The following is a 16969-nucleotide window of genomic DNA, read 5'->3' as shown; positions in this document are numbered from 1 at the left end:
TTGTCTTTTTTCAAAAAATAGGATTATTTATTACGACAAAGTGTTTTTATACTACTTTTTGTTTTTTTATGAATTTTTTGAGACCTTTGCACATTCGTGCATAGGTCTTAACCTCCTTTCTTTAGGGAAGTTTTTGTGAGATTATCCTCCTCATATGTCGCCCATGTGCAAGAGACAAGAATTCATTTCTGACACAAAACCTTTTTCCTGCAAAAGTTGACTTTTTCAGAATTCTCCCCTATAATAATAGTCTCATAAGATTCGGGGTGTAGCGCAGTCCGGTTTAGCGCACTACCTTGGGGTGGTAGGGGCCGCCAGTTCAAATCTGGCCACCCCGAATTTTCTTTTTGTGGGGAGGGACTATGGATTTTGAATTGTCCCTCAAAGCCATGATCAGGGATCAGATAGAAGCAAGGGGAGTCACTGATCCTTCGGTTTTGAAGGCTATGGCTTCTGTTCCCCGGCATCTTTTTGTCCCGGAATCTCTTCGCTCTTATGCTTATGAGGATCATCCTCTCTCTATTGGGTATGGTCAAACCATTTCTCAGCCTTATATTGTGGCTTTTATGACGGAGGCACTCCAGCTCACCCCTGAACATACGGTTCTTGAGATTGGAACAGGCTCTGGCTATCAGGCGGCGATTCTGAGTCTTTTATCAAAGAGAGTGATCACCATAGAAAGGATAGAACCTCTCTGGAGGAAGGCAAAGGAAAATCTCAAAAATTATCCTAACGTGCTTTGTGTGCTGGGGGATGGGTATCAGGGATATCCCGAGGAGGCCCCTTTTGATAGAATTCTTCTCACGGCGGCTCCCCCTGAAGTGCCACAAGCTCTTCTTGATCAGCTTGCGGCGGGGGGGATTTTAGTGGCCCCGATAGGGAGTGGCTATCAAAGGCTTATGCGTTATACACGAAAAGGGCCAACTCAATGGGAAAGAGAATACCTGTGTGATGTGATCTTTGTGCCCATGCTTCCCTCTGTGGAAAGGTACTCTTCTGGTTAAGAAAGGAGAGTAAACTGCCGATGAAAAAACAAAGGAGTACCGTCATGAAAAAACTTGTTTTGTGTGGGATGGTTCTTGCGGGAATTCTGGGATGTGCTAAGGCGCAGAAAGCGACGGCTTCACCTGTTGTTGAACCAAAAAGAGATTATGGTTATGTGATCTATGCTTCCTCTCAAGGAAACGGGGAGTGGCTCCTTGTGGATAGTGAGGGGAGGCGTTTAGTTCCCTTGAACCTTTCTCCGGCTCTCAAGGTTCACAATCTTCGGGTCTATTTCAGTTATGAAGAGGTGTCCCGTCGGGAGGATGGACTTGCGATTGTGAGGATTGTTTCTATTGCGATAGAATGAAAAAGCCTTGGTGAGATGAGAGAGGTTTTTGTTTTTGTGAGTGGCTATGGCGCTGTTTCAGCAAGGGAGAAAGGGCGTGCTGAAAGAGGGTAATAGCTACTTTTTTTATTGAGGGAGCCTGAAGTCTAGAGAAACTTTTCACATATTTTTCTTTTATATGAAAAAAAATTCATATAAAAATATTCTAATACGTTCTTTCCTTGCCAAAAAGGGGAAAAAGATGTATACTTTTACCAAACAGGTGCCGATAAAAGGCGAAAAGGAGTAGCGTATGGCAAAATATGTGATTGTGGGAGGAGTCGCTGGGGGGATGTCTGCAGCGGCAAGGCTTCGTCGGTTGGATGAAACAGCGGATATCATGGTTTTTGAACGGGGTGGGTATGTATCTTATGCCAATTGTGGGCTTCCTTATTATATTGGCGATGTTATTGCTGAAAAGGAAAAACTTTTTCTTCAAACCCCGGAGGCCTTTTATCATCGTTTTCGGGTAAATGTACGCGTGAAACATGAGGTTTTGGCTATTGATAGGGAGAAAAAACAGGTTCGCGTCAAAAATCTTGTGACGGGAGAGGAGTTTTTTGAAGGGTATGATAAGCTCATTCTTTCTCCTGGAGCGGAGCCTATACGTCCCCCTCTTCCTGGTATAGAGAACGAGGGTATTTTTACCCTGCGATCGGTGGAGGATACCTTCCGTGTGAAGGAGTATGTCAAGGCTATCACAAAACCTCAAAAACGGGCTGTGGTGATTGGGGGTGGATTTATTGGGCTTGAAATGGCTGAGAACCTTCACCATGCAGGTTTTCAGGTGAGCCTTGTGGAGCTTGCTCCTCAGGTGATGATTGTGATTGATTATGAGATGGCGGCCCTTGTCCATGATCACCTTCGTTCCAAGGGAGTAGCCCTCTTTCTGGAGGAAGCGGCCGAATCCTTTAGACGCGAAGGTTCTGATCTTGTGGTGAAGCTGAAGAGCGGGCGAGAGATTCGAACGGATGTGGTGATCATGTCCGTCGGGGTGAAGCCGGAGACAAAACTGGCGTCGGAGGCGGGACTCAAATTGGGGAGTCGTGGTATTGAGGTGAATGAGTATCTTCAAACCTCAGATCCCCATATTTATGCCATAGGGGATGCCATTGAGATACGACACAGGGTAACAGGAAGGATACAATCCATTCCCTTAGCCTGGCCAGCGAATCAGCAGGGGAGGCTTGTGGCTGATAACCTTGTTCTTGGGCATAAAAAGCCGTATAAGGGGGATTTTGCGACGGCGATTGCCAAGGTGTTTGATCTCACCGTGGCAACGACCGGAGCCAATGAAAAGGCCCTTGAGGCTGCCGGTGTGCCCTTTATGAGTGTGATCTATCATGGTGGGCACCATGCGGGATATTATCCCGGGGCTACTCAGCTCAGTCTCAAACTTCTCTTTTCTCCAAAGGATGGGAAGATTCTTGGGGCTCAGGCCGTAGGGTATGATGGGGTGGACAAGCGTATAGATGTTTTAGCTATGGCTTTGTTAAAAGATGGAACTATTTATGATCTTACCGATTGGGACCATGCCTATGCTCCACCTTTTTCATCTGCCAAGGATCCTGTGAATATGGTGGGATTTATGGCAGAGAATGTGCTCTCCGGGATGGTAAAGGTGGTGGACTACCGTTATGTGTCCAAACTTACCCCGGAGGATGCTTTTCTGCTGGACGTACGCACGCCGCAGGAAGTAGCGGCTGGAGCCATCCCTGGGGCTTTGAATATCCCCGTGGATAACCTGAGAGACAGGCTCTCTGAGATCCCAAAGAATAAGAAAATAGTGGTATATTGTCGAGTGGGTTTGCGGGGCTATATTGCCGCACGTATTCTCATGCAGAATGGCTGGAAAGAGGTTTATAATCTCAGCGGAGGGTATCTCACCTATAGTGCTGTTATGAAAAAGCAATCGTCCACAGATATTCATTTTGAGGAAGGGGTGGATACGGGGGTTCATGCCAAGCCCCTTGCGGTTTCTCTTCCAACCAAGACAGTAAAATTAGACGTCTGTGGGCTTCAGTGTCCTGGGCCTATTTCTCGTGTGAAACAGGAGATTGACAAACTGAGGCCTGGGGATGTGCTTGAGGTTACCGCCAGTGATCCAGGGTTTTATAATGATGTAGGTTCCTGGGCAAAGGCAACAGGAAATAGAGTGGAGAGCCTTTCTCTGGAGAAGGGGATTGTTCACGCCGTGATTGTGAAGGGAGAAGAAGCCGATCAGGGAAATCGGGTTATCTCCACTGGAAACGAAAAGACCATCATCGTCTTTGATGGCGACCTTGACAAGGCTATTGCGAGTTTTATTATCGCCAATGGGGCTTTGGCTATGGGACGCAAGGTCACCATGTTCTTTACTTTCTGGGGGCTCACGGTTCTCAGAAAACGGAAAAAAGTTCGTGGACTCAAGAAAAACCTGATTGAAAAGATGTTTGGATGGATGCTTCCCCGTGGGAGTACCAAACTTCCCCTTTCGAAAATGAATATGTTGGGTATGGGTCCCCTTATGATTCGTTTCTTGATGAAGAAAAAAAGGGTGGATGCCCTTGAAACCATGATTCAGAATGCCATTGCAGGGGGAGCGAGGCTTATTGCCTGTCAGATGTCTATGGATCTCATGGGAATTCGTCGTGAAGAACTCATTGATGGCGTTGAGGTGGGAGGAGTAGCTACCTATCTCGAAACCGCAGAGAGAGCAGATACCAATCTCTTTATTTAAGCAAGTATCAGAAAGGACGCAGGGGCTGTGATCTCCTGCGATCCTTCTCTGTGAGAAGAGACGTTCTTGTGAGAAACAACAAAGGGAAGTTTTCCCAAAACATAGACAGGAAAGCGGAGGAGAGCATGTATTATGTGACAGTGTTTTGTGGTTCGCAACTCGGCAAGGATCCGATGTATGTGAAAATAGCCGAGGAATTGGGAGAGCGTCTTGTGAGAGATGGCGTGGGGCTTGTGTATGGAGGAACTTCAGTGGGGCTAATGGGGCGTTTGGCCGAAACCGTGGTCAAGAAAAACGGGAAGGTGATAGGGATTTTACCGGAGTTTCTCCAGCATATAGAGATTGCGTATCCTTCTCTCTCGGAACTTAGGATTACTCAGGATATTGATGAAAGAAAAAGACAGATGCTTGCCCTTTCCAAGGCGGTGATTGCCATTCCTGGAGGAGTTGGGACACTGGAGGAATTGAGCCAGGCTATCTCCTGGAAGAAGCTGGATCTCTATCGAGGGGAAATAGCTATTCTGAACTTTCGGGGCTTTTTTGATGGTTTTCTCAAACAACTGGACATGATGCTTGAGGAGGGGTTTATTGATGTGCCCCTTCGGCGTTCTCTGGTGGTGGAAGGGGATGTGGATCTCTTGTGGGAACAACTCAAAGGGAGGCTTCATGGGTGAGGGCCGCCAGAAAGCAAGAAGTGTGGCCATTCGTTATCTGAAGTATCGCCCACGATCTCGAGAAGAGGTCAGAAGACGTCTTGTGAGGGAGCATGTAGATGAGGAGGTTATCCAGGAGACACTCATTGAACTCGAAAAGGAGGGGTGGTTTGATGATCTCCGGTTAGCCAGGGAGTGGGCTGAGGAGCGCATGAGAACGAGGGGGCTTTCTCTTTCGGCCATTCGTCGGGAACTCCGGCGAAAGGGTATTGGAGAGGAGGTGATAGAAGAGGCTCTTTCGGGTGTGGTGTATGACGAGAGGGAGGTGGTGTTTTCGCTACTCTCCAAAAAGGCTAAATCAGGAAGAGATGATGGGTATCTGGTGTCTCTTCTCATGAGGCGGGGGTATTCTTATGAGAAGGCCAAGGAGTATGTTCGCCTGTGGCGGACAGGGGAGGAAGTATGACATGGAAACTTCCATGGAGAGAGTACAGAAGGCTTTTGCATCTTGCTCTTCCTGTGATGGCAGGTTTTTTGGCTTTTCATGTGTTGGGGATTGTGGATGTGATTATGGTGGGGAGATTGGGGCGGGAGGCTTTGGCAGCGGTGGGGCTTGCCAATACGCTTTTTTTCTTTCTTATTTCTCCGCTTGAGGGTTTTTTGGGAGCGGCTCTTATTGTTCTTCCGGCTCTTGTAGCACAGAAGGCCACGACGAAACTTCGCAGTGCGGTAGAAACGCTTTCTCTTGTGTCTTTTTTTCTTGGAGGTGTGGTTTTTGTCTCTTTTCCCTTTCTTTCGTGGTACTTGGGGACTATGAGTTCGGATGAAACAGTCCTTCGTCTTGCGAGGGAGTATCTTCTTATCAGGGTGGCGGGGGGATTTTTGTGGACACTCTCTCTTTTGTGGTATAGGGTTTTTCTTGCCCTGGAAAAAAATACGCTTGTAGCTCTTTTTTCGTATATTGTGGTGGCTATCAATATTGTGGGAAACTGGCTTTTGATTTTTGGAGTGGGGCCTTTTCCGGCCATGGGGGTGGCGGGAGCGGCTCTTGCCACTCTTTTTGCTCAGCTGGTGAATGTGGTCCTTATGGTCTCTTTTGGCTGGAAGTCCTTGGTGAGCAGGGAAAAGGGGAGTGTGTTTTCCTGGGCGTTTTTGAAAGAATTTACTCTGATTGGTTGGCCTATGGGGATGACTTACCTGATTGAGATTGTTGCATGGACGCTTTTTGTGACCATGATTGCAAAATTGGGAACGATGGCCGTGGCTACCCATGAGATAGCCCTGAAAATCAAGGATATTTCTCTTCTGTTAGGAATAGCTATTGCAAACGTGATCACTCAGCAGGTGAGTTTTTTTATTGGCCAGAAAAAACCAGAAGAGGCCTGCCGGGTGGTGAAAAGAGGGGCTGAGATCAATGCTTTTGTTATGGGGGTTATCGGGATAGGGTACTGGTTTTTCCCTGAGGTTCTTGTAGGTCTTGTTTCGCAGGATGGGGCTCTTGTGGAGTCAAGCACGAGACTCCTCCGTTTTATGGCGCTTTATCAGATTGCGGATGCTCTGTTTATTGCCTATAGGGCGGGGTTAGAAGGGTTGGGGAAGACAGCACTTATTCGCAATGTTTCTCTCTTTTTGGATTATCTTCTCTGGCTTCCTTTAGCCTGGGTAGGAACGTTTCTCTTTGGATGGGGGGTGATAGGGGCGTGGGTGGGACTGACGGCAACCGTGGTAGTACTGGCCGTGGTGTTTTTCAGGGTCTTCTTCAGGGAGGTGTGGAAAGCAAAGATTCCTGCTACACCTGTGGTGAGTATGGCTGAGGAGGAGTTGCGCTAAAACCCTGAAACATCAAAGCAGGTTTTTCAGGTCTGTGATGAGTTGATCCACAAATTCAAGCTCTTTTTCAAGCATATAGGTAGTGTGGCGAAAGAGAGCCCACACGTGAAAAGGGGCTTTTTGCCCACCGATGGCTTCCCATTGGTCTTTCTGGCTTGCGATTTGTTTGGCAAGATGCTCTTTTTTTTGTCCTAAATAGACAATGGATTCTTCAATGGAGAAAAGAATGAGGCCGGAAAGCCCAATGGTAAATCGTCCCGGGATGTCGGCTTCACCAGTGAGGGCCTTTCGCATTTCTTCGAGGAGGGTTTTTTCTCCATCGCGGGTGAGGGTGTATTTTTTGGGAAGTGGTCCCTTGCCCTGTTTCTGGGTATCCAGTGAAGAGATAACGAGTCCCTTGTTTTCGAGTTTTTCAAGACCAATGTAGATAGAGGATGTACCGATTTCAGCCCAGTTCCGGTATCCCCTTTCTTCCACCAATCGGTTAATTTCATAACCGGAGAGAGATTTTTTTTTCGTGGATGAGATGCAGGATGATAAGTTCTACATTGGAATATTTCATGATTATACTCCTATTTTATGCCCCCATAGAATGTTATTATTATAGCACAAAAGGACGGGGCGGTCAAGTTTTAGGGGAGGGGAGAGGGGAAAAGAGAGGAAGCAAAAAGAAAAGCTACAATTCCTTCACACAAAAAGCTCTCCACAGCAAAAAGAAATTCTCTTGCCATGCTCCTAAGACAAAAAGGAGAGCCTATCGACCTTTTTCCCGTTGTTTTTTCTTGGCTTCTTCTTCGCGACGTTTGAGGTCAAGCTCGAGTTTTTCTCGCCATTTTTCGACAGTCTTTCTCACTTCTCCCATCTGTTCGTTTTCACCGAGGATGTTGTGGATTTTCATGAGAGCTTCCATGAGATTGATGGCTTTGTTCATATCCATGGAATCCTGAGGGGAACTGAGTTCATATTTGGTACGGTATTTTTGAGCCCCCTGTTCGAGCATGGTCTTGCAGTATTGAATAAGTTCCCGTATTTCGTTGTAATAAGGGATGCGGGGGTCGTTCATGGCCGTGGCATACACCTTGAAATTGATAAAGTTTTTGATCACGACAGCTAAATTGCCGTACATCTCGACAAAATTCCATTTGACCTTTGAATTTTCGCCCTCTTCTTTTTCAACAAGAGCAATGGAGAATTCTATCTTTTTGAAAAGATGGAGAAGCCTTGGGGGAGTGAGTTCAGAAAGGGAGGATAGTTTGTCGGCGTTTTCTGTGAGGCCAAGGTCAATGTGACCGGAGACAATGGACTCAAGGAGTTTGATGGCCTGATAGACGTTTTTCCGGGCATTGGTGAGGTAGAGATCGCTTTTCACGTCTTTTATCTGGATACTGTAGTCGTTCATTTTGCAGTAGAGGTTTACACTATCAAGGTAGAGGTTGGCGGCAATCACTCGTTTGTAGTATCCTTCGATGGTATTGTTGCGGATTCCTTCGCTTTCGAATTTCTTTGCCTTTTTGAGAATGGCATCCACCTGGTCTTTGAGGTCTGTGACAACCGCATTGAAAGCCTCAACCTTTTCTTTTGGAACGCGTTTGATCATAAAAATTCCCTCTTATTTTGCAATAACTTTCCAAATCCATTATACTATATCTATCGACAAAATGCCAATTTCTGTGAGGGGTTTATGAGAGAGCAGGAGCGTTTTTTTGAAAAAATTATGGACAGGCTTGATCATCTTGATAGGAATGGACTCAAAAATCTCATTGAAAGTCTTCAGCAAAAGCAGAAGATTCTGCAACTTGTCTTTGAGGCACTGGATGAGGGGATTATCATTGTTTCTGAGGAAAGGGTGGTGGCGATGAACAATGTGGCCAGGATTATTTTGGGGTGCAAGAATAAACAGTATGGGACGATGGCCGAAATGGAGAAGTTTGTGGCCAATCGTACACTATGGCATATCTTGAGGCTTTTGTTTGCTGAAGAGGATATTCGCAAGGAGTTTAGTGTGGGGCAGCAGGAGCCAAAGTATTATCTGGTGGAGAAACGTACGATGGCGGACGATGTTATTCTTTACAAGATCGTGGATCAAACCGAAAATAAAAAGCTCCAGTTTCAGTTGAAAAATATTGAATCCTTGGCGGCTTTGAATACCTTGGCGGCGGGTATAGCCCATGAGATCAAAAATCCTCTCACTGCGATAGACCTTCATACGCAACTCATTCAGCGGGCGGTGCAGAAAAACTTGGTATGTTTAGATGAAAATCTCTCCCAGTATATCAAAACGATCTCGGATGAAACCAAAAGACTCAATCAGATTTTGAATGATTTTCTTTTGGCGGCGAGAACAAGACAACTCAAGCTCAGTTTTGAGGATATCAATCTCTTTTTGCAGGAGACGCTTCACCTTTTGAAACCAGAATTGGAAGAGAAGCAGATTGTTCTTCGTGAAGAGTATCAGCAGATGCCAAAAAATTTTATTGATAAAGACTATCTCAAACAGGCGATTCTTAATTTAGTGAAAAATGCTATTGAATCTATGGAAAAGAGTTCGCTCAAAGTTCTCACGGTGAGGACGTGGTATGATACCATTCGGGATGCGACGGCTATTGAGATTGCCGACACGGGGTGCGGGATTGCTTCCGATCAGATTCAGAAGATTTTTGAGCCGTATTATACCACCAAGGATTATGGAACAGGGCTTGGCCTTACCATTACCTACAAGATTATCAAGGAGCATGATGGGGATATCCAGATTCAGTCAAAACCAGGAGAGGGGACTTCTTTTACCATCTATCTTCCGATTCATAAGGGGAGTAAACTTCTCACGAGTCCTCTCTAAAGCTTGCCCATCTTTTGTTTGAGTTGACAGATGGAACAGATTTCTGTGGTGGTGGGTTCTCCACAGATCTTGCAGAAGGCAAGAGAGGAGTCTGTTTTCTCGTTTTTGTGAAGAAGGGGGGCGAGATTTTTGAGAAAACCGGTGTAGAAGGTGATTTTTGTTCCGGGTTTTTCTTCTTCTAACTGTTGAAGGATCCGTTTGTTTTCCAGTGAGGAGGCGTGGGTACTGTAGGGGCATTCTGGTTTGATGTAGGGTATTTTGTGGAAGATGGTGTAGAGGGCACTCTCCTTTTCGGAGATGCGACAGAGGGGTTTGACCTTCTTGAGGAAGGGGCCTTCAGCGGGGAGAACAGGATACTGTTTGGAGAGGTAGTCCATATTCCAGTGCATCACATTGTTCCAGAGAACAGCCACTTCGTCATCAAGGTTGTGGCCGGTAGCAAGTACGGTATAGCCCTTTTCTCGGGCGATACGGTTCATGTAGTAGCGCTTGATGGTGCCACACAGCGAACAGGCGGGTTTTCTCGACCACTGTTTCATCTCAGGGATGGGGGCAAGTTCTGTGGCCATATCCACGATATGGAGGGTTCTTCCGATTCTTTCGGCTAACTTGGAGGCATAGCTCTTTGATTCAGCAGAATACTCGGGGATACCGAGGTCAATATAGAGCCCATCGGCTTCATAGCCCAATTGGGTGAGAAGAAACCACAGGCCTAAGCTGTCTTTTCCACCCGACACAGCCACAAGGATTTTGTCGTTTTTGGTGAACATATGATACTTGGCAATGGTTTCAGCGACGCGTTTTTCCATCCATTCGAGAAAGTGTTTTTGACACAGCTTGAGATTGTAGGATGGGAGAAGAACCTGAACCGGAAAGGCGGTGTTTTGTGTTTTGCAGATGGTGCATTTGGGAGGTGTCATTTATCCCCCTGAGATAGCATTGATGACCTCAATGGTGGCGGAGGGAGAAAGCACCGTATCCTCACTGACAACCTCTCCATCAGAGACAACAAAGGCATACACAGGAGAAAGATGAAGGGCCGCAAGGACATCCCGGGCGGTGATATGAGAAGAAGGTGTGGTGATAGTTGTTTTTTCTCCACGGTAGAGAATCTCAAGAGTCATGGGCTATGCCTCCTCTCCATTGGGAGAATAGTATAAGGCAAAGGGTGAACATTTGCAAATGAGAGGGGATAAAAAATCGGGGTGTTTCCAGAAGGAAACACCCCGTGACTTTTAGCTATGTCGGCTACTTGTGTTTTCGAGAAGCCTTTCCATCGGGCTGACGATCTTGGTGACACGGACAGCAAAGTTCTCATCAATCACCACCACCTCACCCTGGGCAATGAGTTTGTCGTTCACCAGAATATCTACTGGTTCACCGGCAAGCTTGTCCAATTCGATGATGGAACCTTCACCAAGGCCCAAGATTTCCTTGATGGTCATGCGAGTGCGCCCCAGTTCAACCGAGACCTTCATGCTGACGTCAAGCAGAAGGGCAATATTGCCCGTTCCCTCGGAGGCCACACCGAGCTGGAGGGGCTCAAAGCCCACCGGTCTCACAGGGATTCCACCAACCTGGGTCTGTGTGCCGGAACCAAACTGAGTGGCGGCCGTAGCCTTGGCGGCGTTATAGGCATTGATGATACTTCGTGCCATGGGTACGCTGAGGAAAACAAAGATCTTGGCACTTCCCCGGTCATGGATATTGAAAACATAGTTGAAACGTACTACCATCTGCCCACCGGCCACAGAAATGGCGGCAGGGTCTTCAAGAAGGTCTATGTTGGGAAAGCCGGGGGTGATAGGTTTATTGAGCTTTTCTGAGAGTACGGTAATCATGGCCCCGGTAATCTGGGTGATGACCTCCCCAAAGGTATTGGTGACAAGGTCGGTTATTTCTGTGTTGTTTTCCTGGCCAATGAGAATGTTGGTAATGGTGAGAACGCTTTTTTCGGGAACAACATACACCCATTCACCAGCAATACCACCTGTAATGGAAACCTTGGCCTGGATAACCCGGCCTTTTATGTCTTTTTTCAGGTTTTCAAGAGCGCCCACATCAATAAAGGGAGAACCAAAGCTTGTGTTGATTCCTGTGAGGGCAGAGAGAGCATTGGCCTGACTGTTTCCAATCTCACGAATCAGTTCACCTAAGACATTTTTATCCATTTCGGAGAGGCTTTCCACGGCTCCTGCCCCTGGTGTGGATACACCAAATGATGTGGAGGCATTTCCGAGGCTCTCCGTCATGAGTTCATCTGTACCTTGTAGGAGCGCATCAATTTCATCTTGGGACAGGGTTCCGTCGCCCATAGAGAACCTCCTCTTGTGTTTGTAAATCTATCGGTATTTTTCCCAAAAACTTAATCCTCAGCACCAAGGAGGATATCCTGCAGAACATCCTCAGTAATGGTGGTAAGGACCTCTCGTATCTGGACAGCTCGTCTGTTTCCGGAAACACCTGGTTTTCCACGAAACTTTGGTCCAGACCCAATGATAATCTCGGCATCATTTTTGATGGTTTCATCGAGACGGATGATATCTCCTTCTCTGATGGCGGCAATCTCAGCGAATTTGAGTTCTGTTTCGCCGAGCTTGGCAATAACCTCTACCTCAACCTCTCCGAGTTGTTCTTTCAACAGAGAAAGGTTTTCGGTAGAAACACCTTTGCGAATACTGGAGTACCAGTACTGAGCAGAGAGTTTGGAGATGATAGGCTCAATGGTGATATAGGGGATACAAAAGTTCATCATGCCTTCCACATCCCCCACCTTGGTGTCAAAGGTCGTCAGCACCACCATGCTATTTGGTGGGACTACCTGGGCAAATTGTGGGTTGGTTTCAATGTTTCCAAGTCTGGGCCTCAGGTCAATCACGTTTGCCCATGATTCACGGAGGTTGCCAAGAACACGCACCAGGATCCCTTCAATAACCGAAAGCTCAATATCGGTGAGTTCACGGTTAGTTTTGAGGGATTCCCCTTTTCCTCCAAAGAGACGATCGATGATAGCAAAGGTAATACTCGGGTCAAGTTCCATCACCGCATTTCCCTTGAGAGGGTCCATGTTCACAATACCCATCGTGGTAGGAGAGGGAATAGAACGGGTAAACTCTTCATAGGTGAGCTGGTCCACAGAAACTACATGGACATGAACGAGCGTACGAAGCTGAGCTGACAGAGAGGTTGTGGTGAGACGAGCAAAGGTTTCGTGCATCATCTGGAGAGTACGAATCTGGTCTTTGGAGAACTTGTCCGGACGGCGGAAATCATAGACCTTGAGACGCTTTTTGTCTCGCTTTGCAGGAGCCGCCGAAGGAGCTGGTCCCCCACCACCTCCTATCTCGGTGGGAAGGGGTTCTCCACTGGATACCGCTGTAAGAAGCGCATCAATCTCATCTTGAGAAAGAATCTCTGTCATGCCTATCCCTCTATCTTTTTATGATATCACAAATTCGTCAAAGTAAACATCCTCAATTTCACCGTTAATGAGGATGTTGTTGACTTCTTTTTTGATCTCTTCTTTGAGGCGTTCTTTGCCTTCTACCGTGTCGATATCCCGTTTTTCCTTCCTGTTCAAGATCCTGAGCACAACATCACGAATCTGGACCTTTCGTTCAACAAGTTCATTCTGGAGTTGTTTGTTTCCCTGGTTGTAGGCAAGATTGATTTTCACACGTACAAAGCGAGGTTCATCAATATCGGCTGTATTGATACGGAAATCATCTAACATGAAAATGGCCAATGGGGCCGGTTTTGGGGTGATTTTTACCGTTTTGTACACCTCTTCACTCTTTTTGGACATAATGGAATTCATGATAAAAAACGAAACCACCACGGATAATACCACAGCCACAATCACGGTAATCATGTTGGACAGGATCCACTCTATCAGTTTTCCAAGAAAAAAGCCTCTCGCCTCTTCCGCAGCCGCTTCTGGAGACTCTGTTTCGTCCTCAAGGCGGACATCTTCGTTTTCACCCATGGTCTTCCTCCTTGTAGAATCTCAGGTGCGTAGCCCTTATTCATACTATCGGCAAAAATTGAGATGGGTTAAAATCTTTTGTTTATTTTACACTAAAAAAGGGGAAAAAGCAAGCGAATATGATTTTTGACTTTTTGAGCAAAAAGAAATATAATATATATCTAGAGACTTTTCATAGAATATGTTTATAGAGGTCCTTATGGATAAAATTGTTTTTAATGAAATTTACAATATGGATTGTATTAAAGGGATGAAATATATTCCTGATGAAAGTGTTGATTTAGTAATTACAGATCCTCCTTTTGCTATAGATTTTAAGGCCAAGAGAACAAATTATAATCGGACTGCGCATAGAGTTTTGGAGGGGTATAATGAAATAAAAAAGGAAGATTATCTGATTTTTACTCTTCAATGGATGAGAGAAGTTTATAGAGTTCTTAAAGAATCTGGAAGTATGTATGTTTTTTCTGGGTGGAACAACCTCAAAGATATTTTAATAGCTATTGATGAAATAGGATTTGTAACTGTAAATCATATTATATGGAAATATCAATTTGGAGTAATTACTAAAAGAAAGTATGTGACTTCACATTATCATTGTTTATATGTTTGTAAGAATGATGAAAAGAGAAAATTTTTTCCTTATGCTAGGTACGAAAAAGGCGAGAGTGATTTGACAGGAGGATCTTTACATTACAAAGATAAGGAAGATGTTTGGATTATCAACAGGGAATATTGGACAGGGGATAAAAAAACTCCTACTAAATTACCAGCTGAATTGATAAAGAAAATTCTTATGTATTCGAGTGAGGAAGGAGATGTGGTTATGGATCCTTTTTTGGGGTCAGGACAGGTGGTAGTTGTGAGCAAAATGATGAATAGGAAATATATAGGATTTGAAATTGTTCCCGATTATTATGCTTTTGCTAAGAAACGCTTAGATGAAAATGTTTATCGGATTAAAGATGAACAATACGTGTTAAATTTATTCGAAGAGGTAAAACAAAAATGACATTTGGTGAAATGGTTAGAGAGTTGAAGGGATTTCTTCAAGATATTCCTCGGCAGTGGAAAGGGAAAGATGCCATTTTAGAAATGAAAAATAATAACTATAATCAGTGGAAACAAATGGAATGGATTGGCTTTTATTTTCAGTTTTTATGTGAGAAATATTTGAAGAATGTAGAGGGAATGCGTATTCCGGGTCCACAGTATGGTAGAACAAGTTTTGATGCCTTCTGGAACATTCCATGGGATTTTAAGGCCCATGCTATTAATACAAGTGCACATCAAGTTATTGTCAATGATAGAGAGGCAATTGAAGAGGGTATAAAAAAATATGGTAAAGTTGGTTTAATTTTATCTCTTGGAGAGGTAGAATATAATGATGAAAATAGAAGTTTTCAACAGTGGCACGAAGAGTTAAAAGGAGGACCTTCTAAATATTCTTTGGAAAGAGAAAAGAGAGGGGCTTGGTCTCGTTTGCGGAAGGTTTCATTTTCTCTTGAACAGATTGTTTTTATAGAAATTACCAATGAAATTTTGCAAGAATGTGGTTCTTTTCAGCAAGATTTTAGGAATTCAAATGGCAATTCTAGAAAAAGTAAGGTGTTGTTAGATTTGGAAAGTATAGATATAGGTGAGGAGTATTGTCTAGAGTTTAAGAAAGAGATATCTTAGTTATCTTTGTGATATAGAATCTTGATATAAATTTTCATTTTAACACCCTCATCTATTTGGGAAAGGTCTCAAAAGATTTTCTTGTAAATACAATATGAGACCTTTGCACGAATGTGCGAAGGTCTCAAAAAAGTAGTAAAAAACAAAAAATAGTATAAAAATGTTCCTTAACGTAATAAATAAAACTATTCCTTTGAACAAAAAAAGACAAATAAGCCCTTGTAAATGGAAAAAGCGGGGTTTCAGGGGCGTAGCCCCTGACCCAGATAGGGGAAGAAAACACCCGTGCAAGGGTCTCAATATGGATATTTTCATATGCTCCTATGATTGTTTTGGAGATATTGAGGAAGACTTGGAAAAGAAAAAATGTTTTTTTAGTAAGAAAAATGATCTTGGGTATTGAAAAAGAGGGGCACACCTTTTTACGGCAAAACACTTTGTATGACGAGCTGTTCCACCATATTCTGGATAGCCGGATAATCTTCGAGAGAGGTGTCAATGAGTTTTTTTGACACCTCGATACGGACGGCCAGAATTCCCTTCTCCCCATAAAACCAGTCTATCTCACAGCCAGGTTTGAGGTAATTGGCACTATCCTGGACAGCCCTGTATCCTTTTCCAATAGTCTTTGCCATCCAGTGGGCGAGCTGGACAAGGCGGGTATTGGTCTGTGGGGTCTTGGTGTAGCCCCAGGGGTACTGGACAGTATTGCCTGGAGAATGAAAGGAGATGGCAAGAGAGAGGGGAGTAGAAGACACGAACTTTTCAAGAGCCTTTGTTTCTGGTTCACTCATCGGGGATTGTCCGCTATAGTAAGGATGGGTGGGATCATCGGAGACTTTTTGCCATTGGTAGGAAAAGTTTCTGTTGAGGTCTACCCCTGCGGTATAAACAGATGGTCGTCTCTCTTCTGGAGGAAAATACCGGTTTTTTCTGTTGCTTGCATAAAAAACCGGGATCACCCTCATATAGGCAAAACCGTCAGGGTTGAAGATGGGCAAAACATAACAGGTCATAGAAAGCTTTTCAGGATGAGCGGCAAAATATTCAGCCAGTCGCATCGGTATTTCCTGAGCATGCCATTCGATAGGATGAGCGCTTCCCACAAGAAGGATGACTGAACGGTTAGGCCGAGATGGTTTGATCTCTATCATCCAGAGATTCCGTCCCCCGTGACTCTTTCCTATCGAAAAAACCCTCACGTGAGAAAAGTTGGTCAGGTGATGGATCCGTTGTTCATAGGCATCGAAGTCAAAGAGTTGTCGAAGTGACGTATAGGCATCGGCCCACCCAAAGAGGGTGGGCAGAAGAAAAAGCCAGAGGGTTTTACGCATGCGAGTTGTTTTTCAAGAGAAGGAGTACTCCCCAGGCAATGAGTGGCAAGAGAATCACCTGAAGACAGGCGCTGAGAAGCCCGACTTTGATGGTATTCCAGGCCCAGAGAAGAAATTCTCCCTGATACGTGTGGAAAAGAAGACTATATCCGAGAAATACTATGCGGCCGGCTACAAGAGCCACAAAAACACTCAGGAAGCTATTCCAGCGAGCCTTTTCACGAAGAGTGCCCACCACAAAGCCGTATGTCCCGATTTCCAGTGTCATCGCAGGGAGAAGAGACGGCACAGGCATGCCTGTGAGAAGGGTATTCAGAGCCGGCGAGAGAAGTCCTGCAAGAAGCCCTCCTCTTTGTCCGTACACGAGCCCTGAAAGGAGAATCACCCAGTGCATGGGAAGAACAGCCCTCACATTCCAGTGGAAGAAGTGCCCCAAAAGAGGGACAAGGACAGCCATTGCCCAGAAAAGAGCCTCTCCTACCCATGTTTGCCAGGTTTTCAGGGGAAGAGGAAAGGGTATAGCAAAAGATCGGGTTTCTTTTTCCATAACAAACCTCCAATGA

General features: G+C 45.1%; 18 protein-coding genes and 1 tRNA gene. 10 read left to right on the top strand and 9 right to left on the bottom strand.

Annotated features, from left to right (window positions below):
* Positions 1–262: 262 nt before the first annotated feature.
* The 7 genes from BREVNS_RS02905 (at position 263) to BREVNS_RS02875 (ending at position 6571) form a co-directional block, all read left to right on the top strand.
* Positions 263–338 (top strand) — tRNA-Pro (locus BREVNS_RS02905).
* Positions 339–362: 24 nt separating this feature from the next.
* Complete coding sequence (locus BREVNS_RS02900) at positions 363–1004, top strand: protein-L-isoaspartate(D-aspartate) O-methyltransferase (RefSeq protein ID WP_483427562.1); 642 nt, start codon at positions 363–365, stop codon at positions 1002–1004.
* Between the two features lie 44 nt (positions 1005–1048).
* Entirely contained in the window at positions 1049–1351 is a 303-nt protein-coding gene (locus BREVNS_RS02895; protein WP_483427561.1) for a hypothetical protein, read from the top strand.
* Between the two features lie 271 nt (positions 1352–1622).
* On the top strand, positions 1623–4088 hold the full coding sequence (locus BREVNS_RS02890) for a CoA-disulfide reductase (RefSeq protein WP_483427560.1): 2466 nt from the start codon (positions 1623–1625) through the stop codon (positions 4086–4088).
* Between the two features lie 125 nt (positions 4089–4213).
* Complete coding sequence (locus BREVNS_RS02885; protein WP_483427559.1) at positions 4214–4762, top strand: LOG family protein; 549 nt, start codon at positions 4214–4216, stop codon at positions 4760–4762.
* Positions 4755–5207, top strand: coding sequence for a regulatory protein RecX (locus BREVNS_RS02880; protein ID WP_483427558.1), 453 nt, complete (start codon positions 4755–4757; stop codon positions 5205–5207). The genes BREVNS_RS02885 and BREVNS_RS02880 overlap by 8 nt, the downstream gene beginning before the upstream one ends.
* Positions 5204–6571: an MATE family efflux transporter gene (locus tag BREVNS_RS02875; protein WP_483427557.1), complete on the top strand. Its 1368-nt coding sequence runs from the start codon at positions 5204–5206 to the stop codon at positions 6569–6571. Before BREVNS_RS02880 ends, BREVNS_RS02875 begins: the two co-directional genes overlap by 4 nt.
* Positions 6572–6583: 12 nt before the next feature.
* Here BREVNS_RS02875 and BREVNS_RS02870 read toward each other — a convergent pair whose 3' ends face one another.
* Together BREVNS_RS02870 and BREVNS_RS02865 are read right to left on the bottom strand one after the other, a co-directional pair.
* Positions 6584–7099, bottom strand: a complete 516-nt coding sequence (locus tag BREVNS_RS02870; protein ID WP_483428062.1) for a PadR family transcriptional regulator — start codon at positions 7097–7099, stop codon at positions 6584–6586.
* A gap of 226 nt (positions 7100–7325) precedes the next feature.
* Positions 7326–8168 (bottom strand): hypothetical protein, encoded by an 843-nt coding sequence (locus BREVNS_RS02865; protein ID WP_483427556.1) that lies wholly within the window; start codon positions 8166–8168, stop codon positions 7326–7328.
* A gap of 84 nt (positions 8169–8252) precedes the next feature.
* Here BREVNS_RS02865 and BREVNS_RS02860 point away from each other — a divergent pair, with 84 nt between their 5' ends.
* Positions 8253–9407 (top strand): two-component system sensor histidine kinase NtrB, encoded by a 1155-nt coding sequence (locus BREVNS_RS02860; RefSeq protein WP_483427555.1) that lies wholly within the window; start codon positions 8253–8255, stop codon positions 9405–9407.
* Here BREVNS_RS02860 and BREVNS_RS02855 read toward each other — a convergent pair.
* From BREVNS_RS02855 to BREVNS_RS02835, 5 genes are all read right to left on the bottom strand, one after another.
* Positions 9404–10327 carry a TIGR00269 family protein gene (locus BREVNS_RS02855; RefSeq protein WP_483427554.1) on the bottom strand — a complete coding sequence of 308 codons (924 nt, stop codon included), beginning with the start codon at positions 10325–10327 and terminating at the stop codon, positions 9404–9406. The genes BREVNS_RS02860 and BREVNS_RS02855 overlap by 4 nt on opposite strands.
* A complete protein-coding gene (locus BREVNS_RS02850; RefSeq protein WP_483427553.1) occupies positions 10328–10531 on the bottom strand; it encodes a MoaD/ThiS family protein in 204 nt (67 codons plus the stop codon).
* Between the two features lie 111 nt (positions 10532–10642).
* Positions 10643–11722, bottom strand: a complete 1080-nt coding sequence (fliN, locus tag BREVNS_RS02845) for a flagellar motor switch protein FliN (RefSeq protein ID WP_483427552.1) — start codon at positions 11720–11722, stop codon at positions 10643–10645.
* 50 nt (positions 11723–11772) lie between these two features.
* Positions 11773–12828, bottom strand: a complete 1056-nt coding sequence (fliM, locus tag BREVNS_RS02840; protein WP_483427551.1) for a flagellar motor switch protein FliM — start codon at positions 12826–12828, stop codon at positions 11773–11775.
* An 18-nt stretch (positions 12829–12846) separates the two neighbouring features.
* Positions 12847–13392, bottom strand: coding sequence for a flagellar basal body-associated FliL family protein (locus BREVNS_RS02835; protein ID WP_483427550.1), 546 nt, complete (start codon positions 13390–13392; stop codon positions 12847–12849).
* A 199-nt stretch (positions 13393–13591) separates the two neighbouring features.
* On the opposite strand from BREVNS_RS02835, the gene BREVNS_RS02830 reads away from it, so the two are divergent.
* Entirely contained in the window at positions 13592–14404 is an 813-nt protein-coding gene (locus BREVNS_RS02830; protein WP_483427549.1) for a DNA-methyltransferase, read from the top strand.
* A complete protein-coding gene (locus BREVNS_RS02825; protein ID WP_483427548.1) occupies positions 14401–15072 on the top strand; it encodes a hypothetical protein in 672 nt (223 codons plus the stop codon). The genes BREVNS_RS02830 and BREVNS_RS02825 overlap by 4 nt, the downstream gene beginning before the upstream one ends.
* Positions 15073–15494: 422 nt before the next feature.
* Here the strand turns inward: BREVNS_RS02825 and BREVNS_RS02820 are convergent, their stop codons facing one another.
* Positions 15495–16406: a M14 family zinc carboxypeptidase gene (locus BREVNS_RS02820; protein ID WP_483427547.1), complete on the bottom strand. Its 912-nt coding sequence runs from the start codon at positions 16404–16406 to the stop codon at positions 15495–15497.
* Positions 16399–16953: an ECF transporter S component gene (locus BREVNS_RS02815; RefSeq protein WP_483427546.1), complete on the bottom strand. Its 555-nt coding sequence runs from the start codon at positions 16951–16953 to the stop codon at positions 16399–16401. Before BREVNS_RS02815 ends, BREVNS_RS02820 begins: the two co-directional genes overlap by 8 nt.
* Positions 16954–16969: the final 16 nt, after the last annotated feature.

Source organism: Longinema margulisiae (assembly GCF_025266855.1).
Taxonomy (GTDB): domain Bacteria; phylum Spirochaetota; class Brevinematia; order Brevinematales; family Thermospiraceae; genus Thermospira.
Note: the sequence above shows the minus strand (reverse complement) of the source record. Positions and strands in the feature narration are given on the sequence as shown.

Bases quoted from the DNA above. Each gene is read 5' to 3' on its own strand.
- BREVNS_RS02815 (WP_483427546.1), bottom strand. From the start codon at position 16,953: ATGGAAAAAGAAACCCGATCTTTTGCTATACCCTTTCCTCTTCCCCTG.
- BREVNS_RS02885 (WP_483427559.1), top strand. From the start codon at position 4,214: ATGTATTATGTGACAGTGTTTTGTGGTTCGCAACTCGGCAAGGATCCG.
- BREVNS_RS02900 (WP_483427562.1), top strand. From the start codon at position 363: ATGGATTTTGAATTGTCCCTCAAAGCCATGATCAGGGATCAGATAGAA.
- BREVNS_RS02830 (WP_483427549.1), top strand. From the start codon at position 13,592: ATGGATAAAATTGTTTTTAATGAAATTTACAATATGGATTGTATTAAA.
- BREVNS_RS02820 (WP_483427547.1), bottom strand. From the start codon at position 16,406: ATGCGTAAAACCCTCTGGCTTTTTCTTCTGCCCACCCTCTTTGGGTGG.
- BREVNS_RS02835 (WP_483427550.1), bottom strand. From the start codon at position 13,392: ATGGGTGAAAACGAAGATGTCCGCCTTGAGGACGAAACAGAGTCTCCA.
- BREVNS_RS02875 (WP_483427557.1), top strand. From the start codon at position 5,204: ATGACATGGAAACTTCCATGGAGAGAGTACAGAAGGCTTTTGCATCTT.
- BREVNS_RS02825 (WP_483427548.1), top strand. From the start codon at position 14,401: ATGACATTTGGTGAAATGGTTAGAGAGTTGAAGGGATTTCTTCAAGAT.
- BREVNS_RS02855 (WP_483427554.1), bottom strand. From the start codon at position 10,327: ATGACACCTCCCAAATGCACCATCTGCAAAACACAAAACACCGCCTTT.
- fliM (WP_483427551.1), bottom strand. From the start codon at position 12,828: ATGACAGAGATTCTTTCTCAAGATGAGATTGATGCGCTTCTTACAGCG.
- fliN (WP_483427552.1), bottom strand. From the start codon at position 11,722: ATGGGCGACGGAACCCTGTCCCAAGATGAAATTGATGCGCTCCTACAA.
- BREVNS_RS02895 (WP_483427561.1), top strand. From the start codon at position 1,049: ATGAAAAAACTTGTTTTGTGTGGGATGGTTCTTGCGGGAATTCTGGGA.
- BREVNS_RS02850 (WP_483427553.1), bottom strand. From the start codon at position 10,531: ATGACTCTTGAGATTCTCTACCGTGGAGAAAAAACAACTATCACCACA.
- BREVNS_RS02860 (WP_483427555.1), top strand. From the start codon at position 8,253: ATGAGAGAGCAGGAGCGTTTTTTTGAAAAAATTATGGACAGGCTTGAT.
- BREVNS_RS02880 (WP_483427558.1), top strand. From the start codon at position 4,755: ATGGGTGAGGGCCGCCAGAAAGCAAGAAGTGTGGCCATTCGTTATCTG.
- BREVNS_RS02890 (WP_483427560.1), top strand. From the start codon at position 1,623: ATGGCAAAATATGTGATTGTGGGAGGAGTCGCTGGGGGGATGTCTGCA.
- BREVNS_RS02865 (WP_483427556.1), bottom strand. From the start codon at position 8,168: ATGATCAAACGCGTTCCAAAAGAAAAGGTTGAGGCTTTCAATGCGGTT.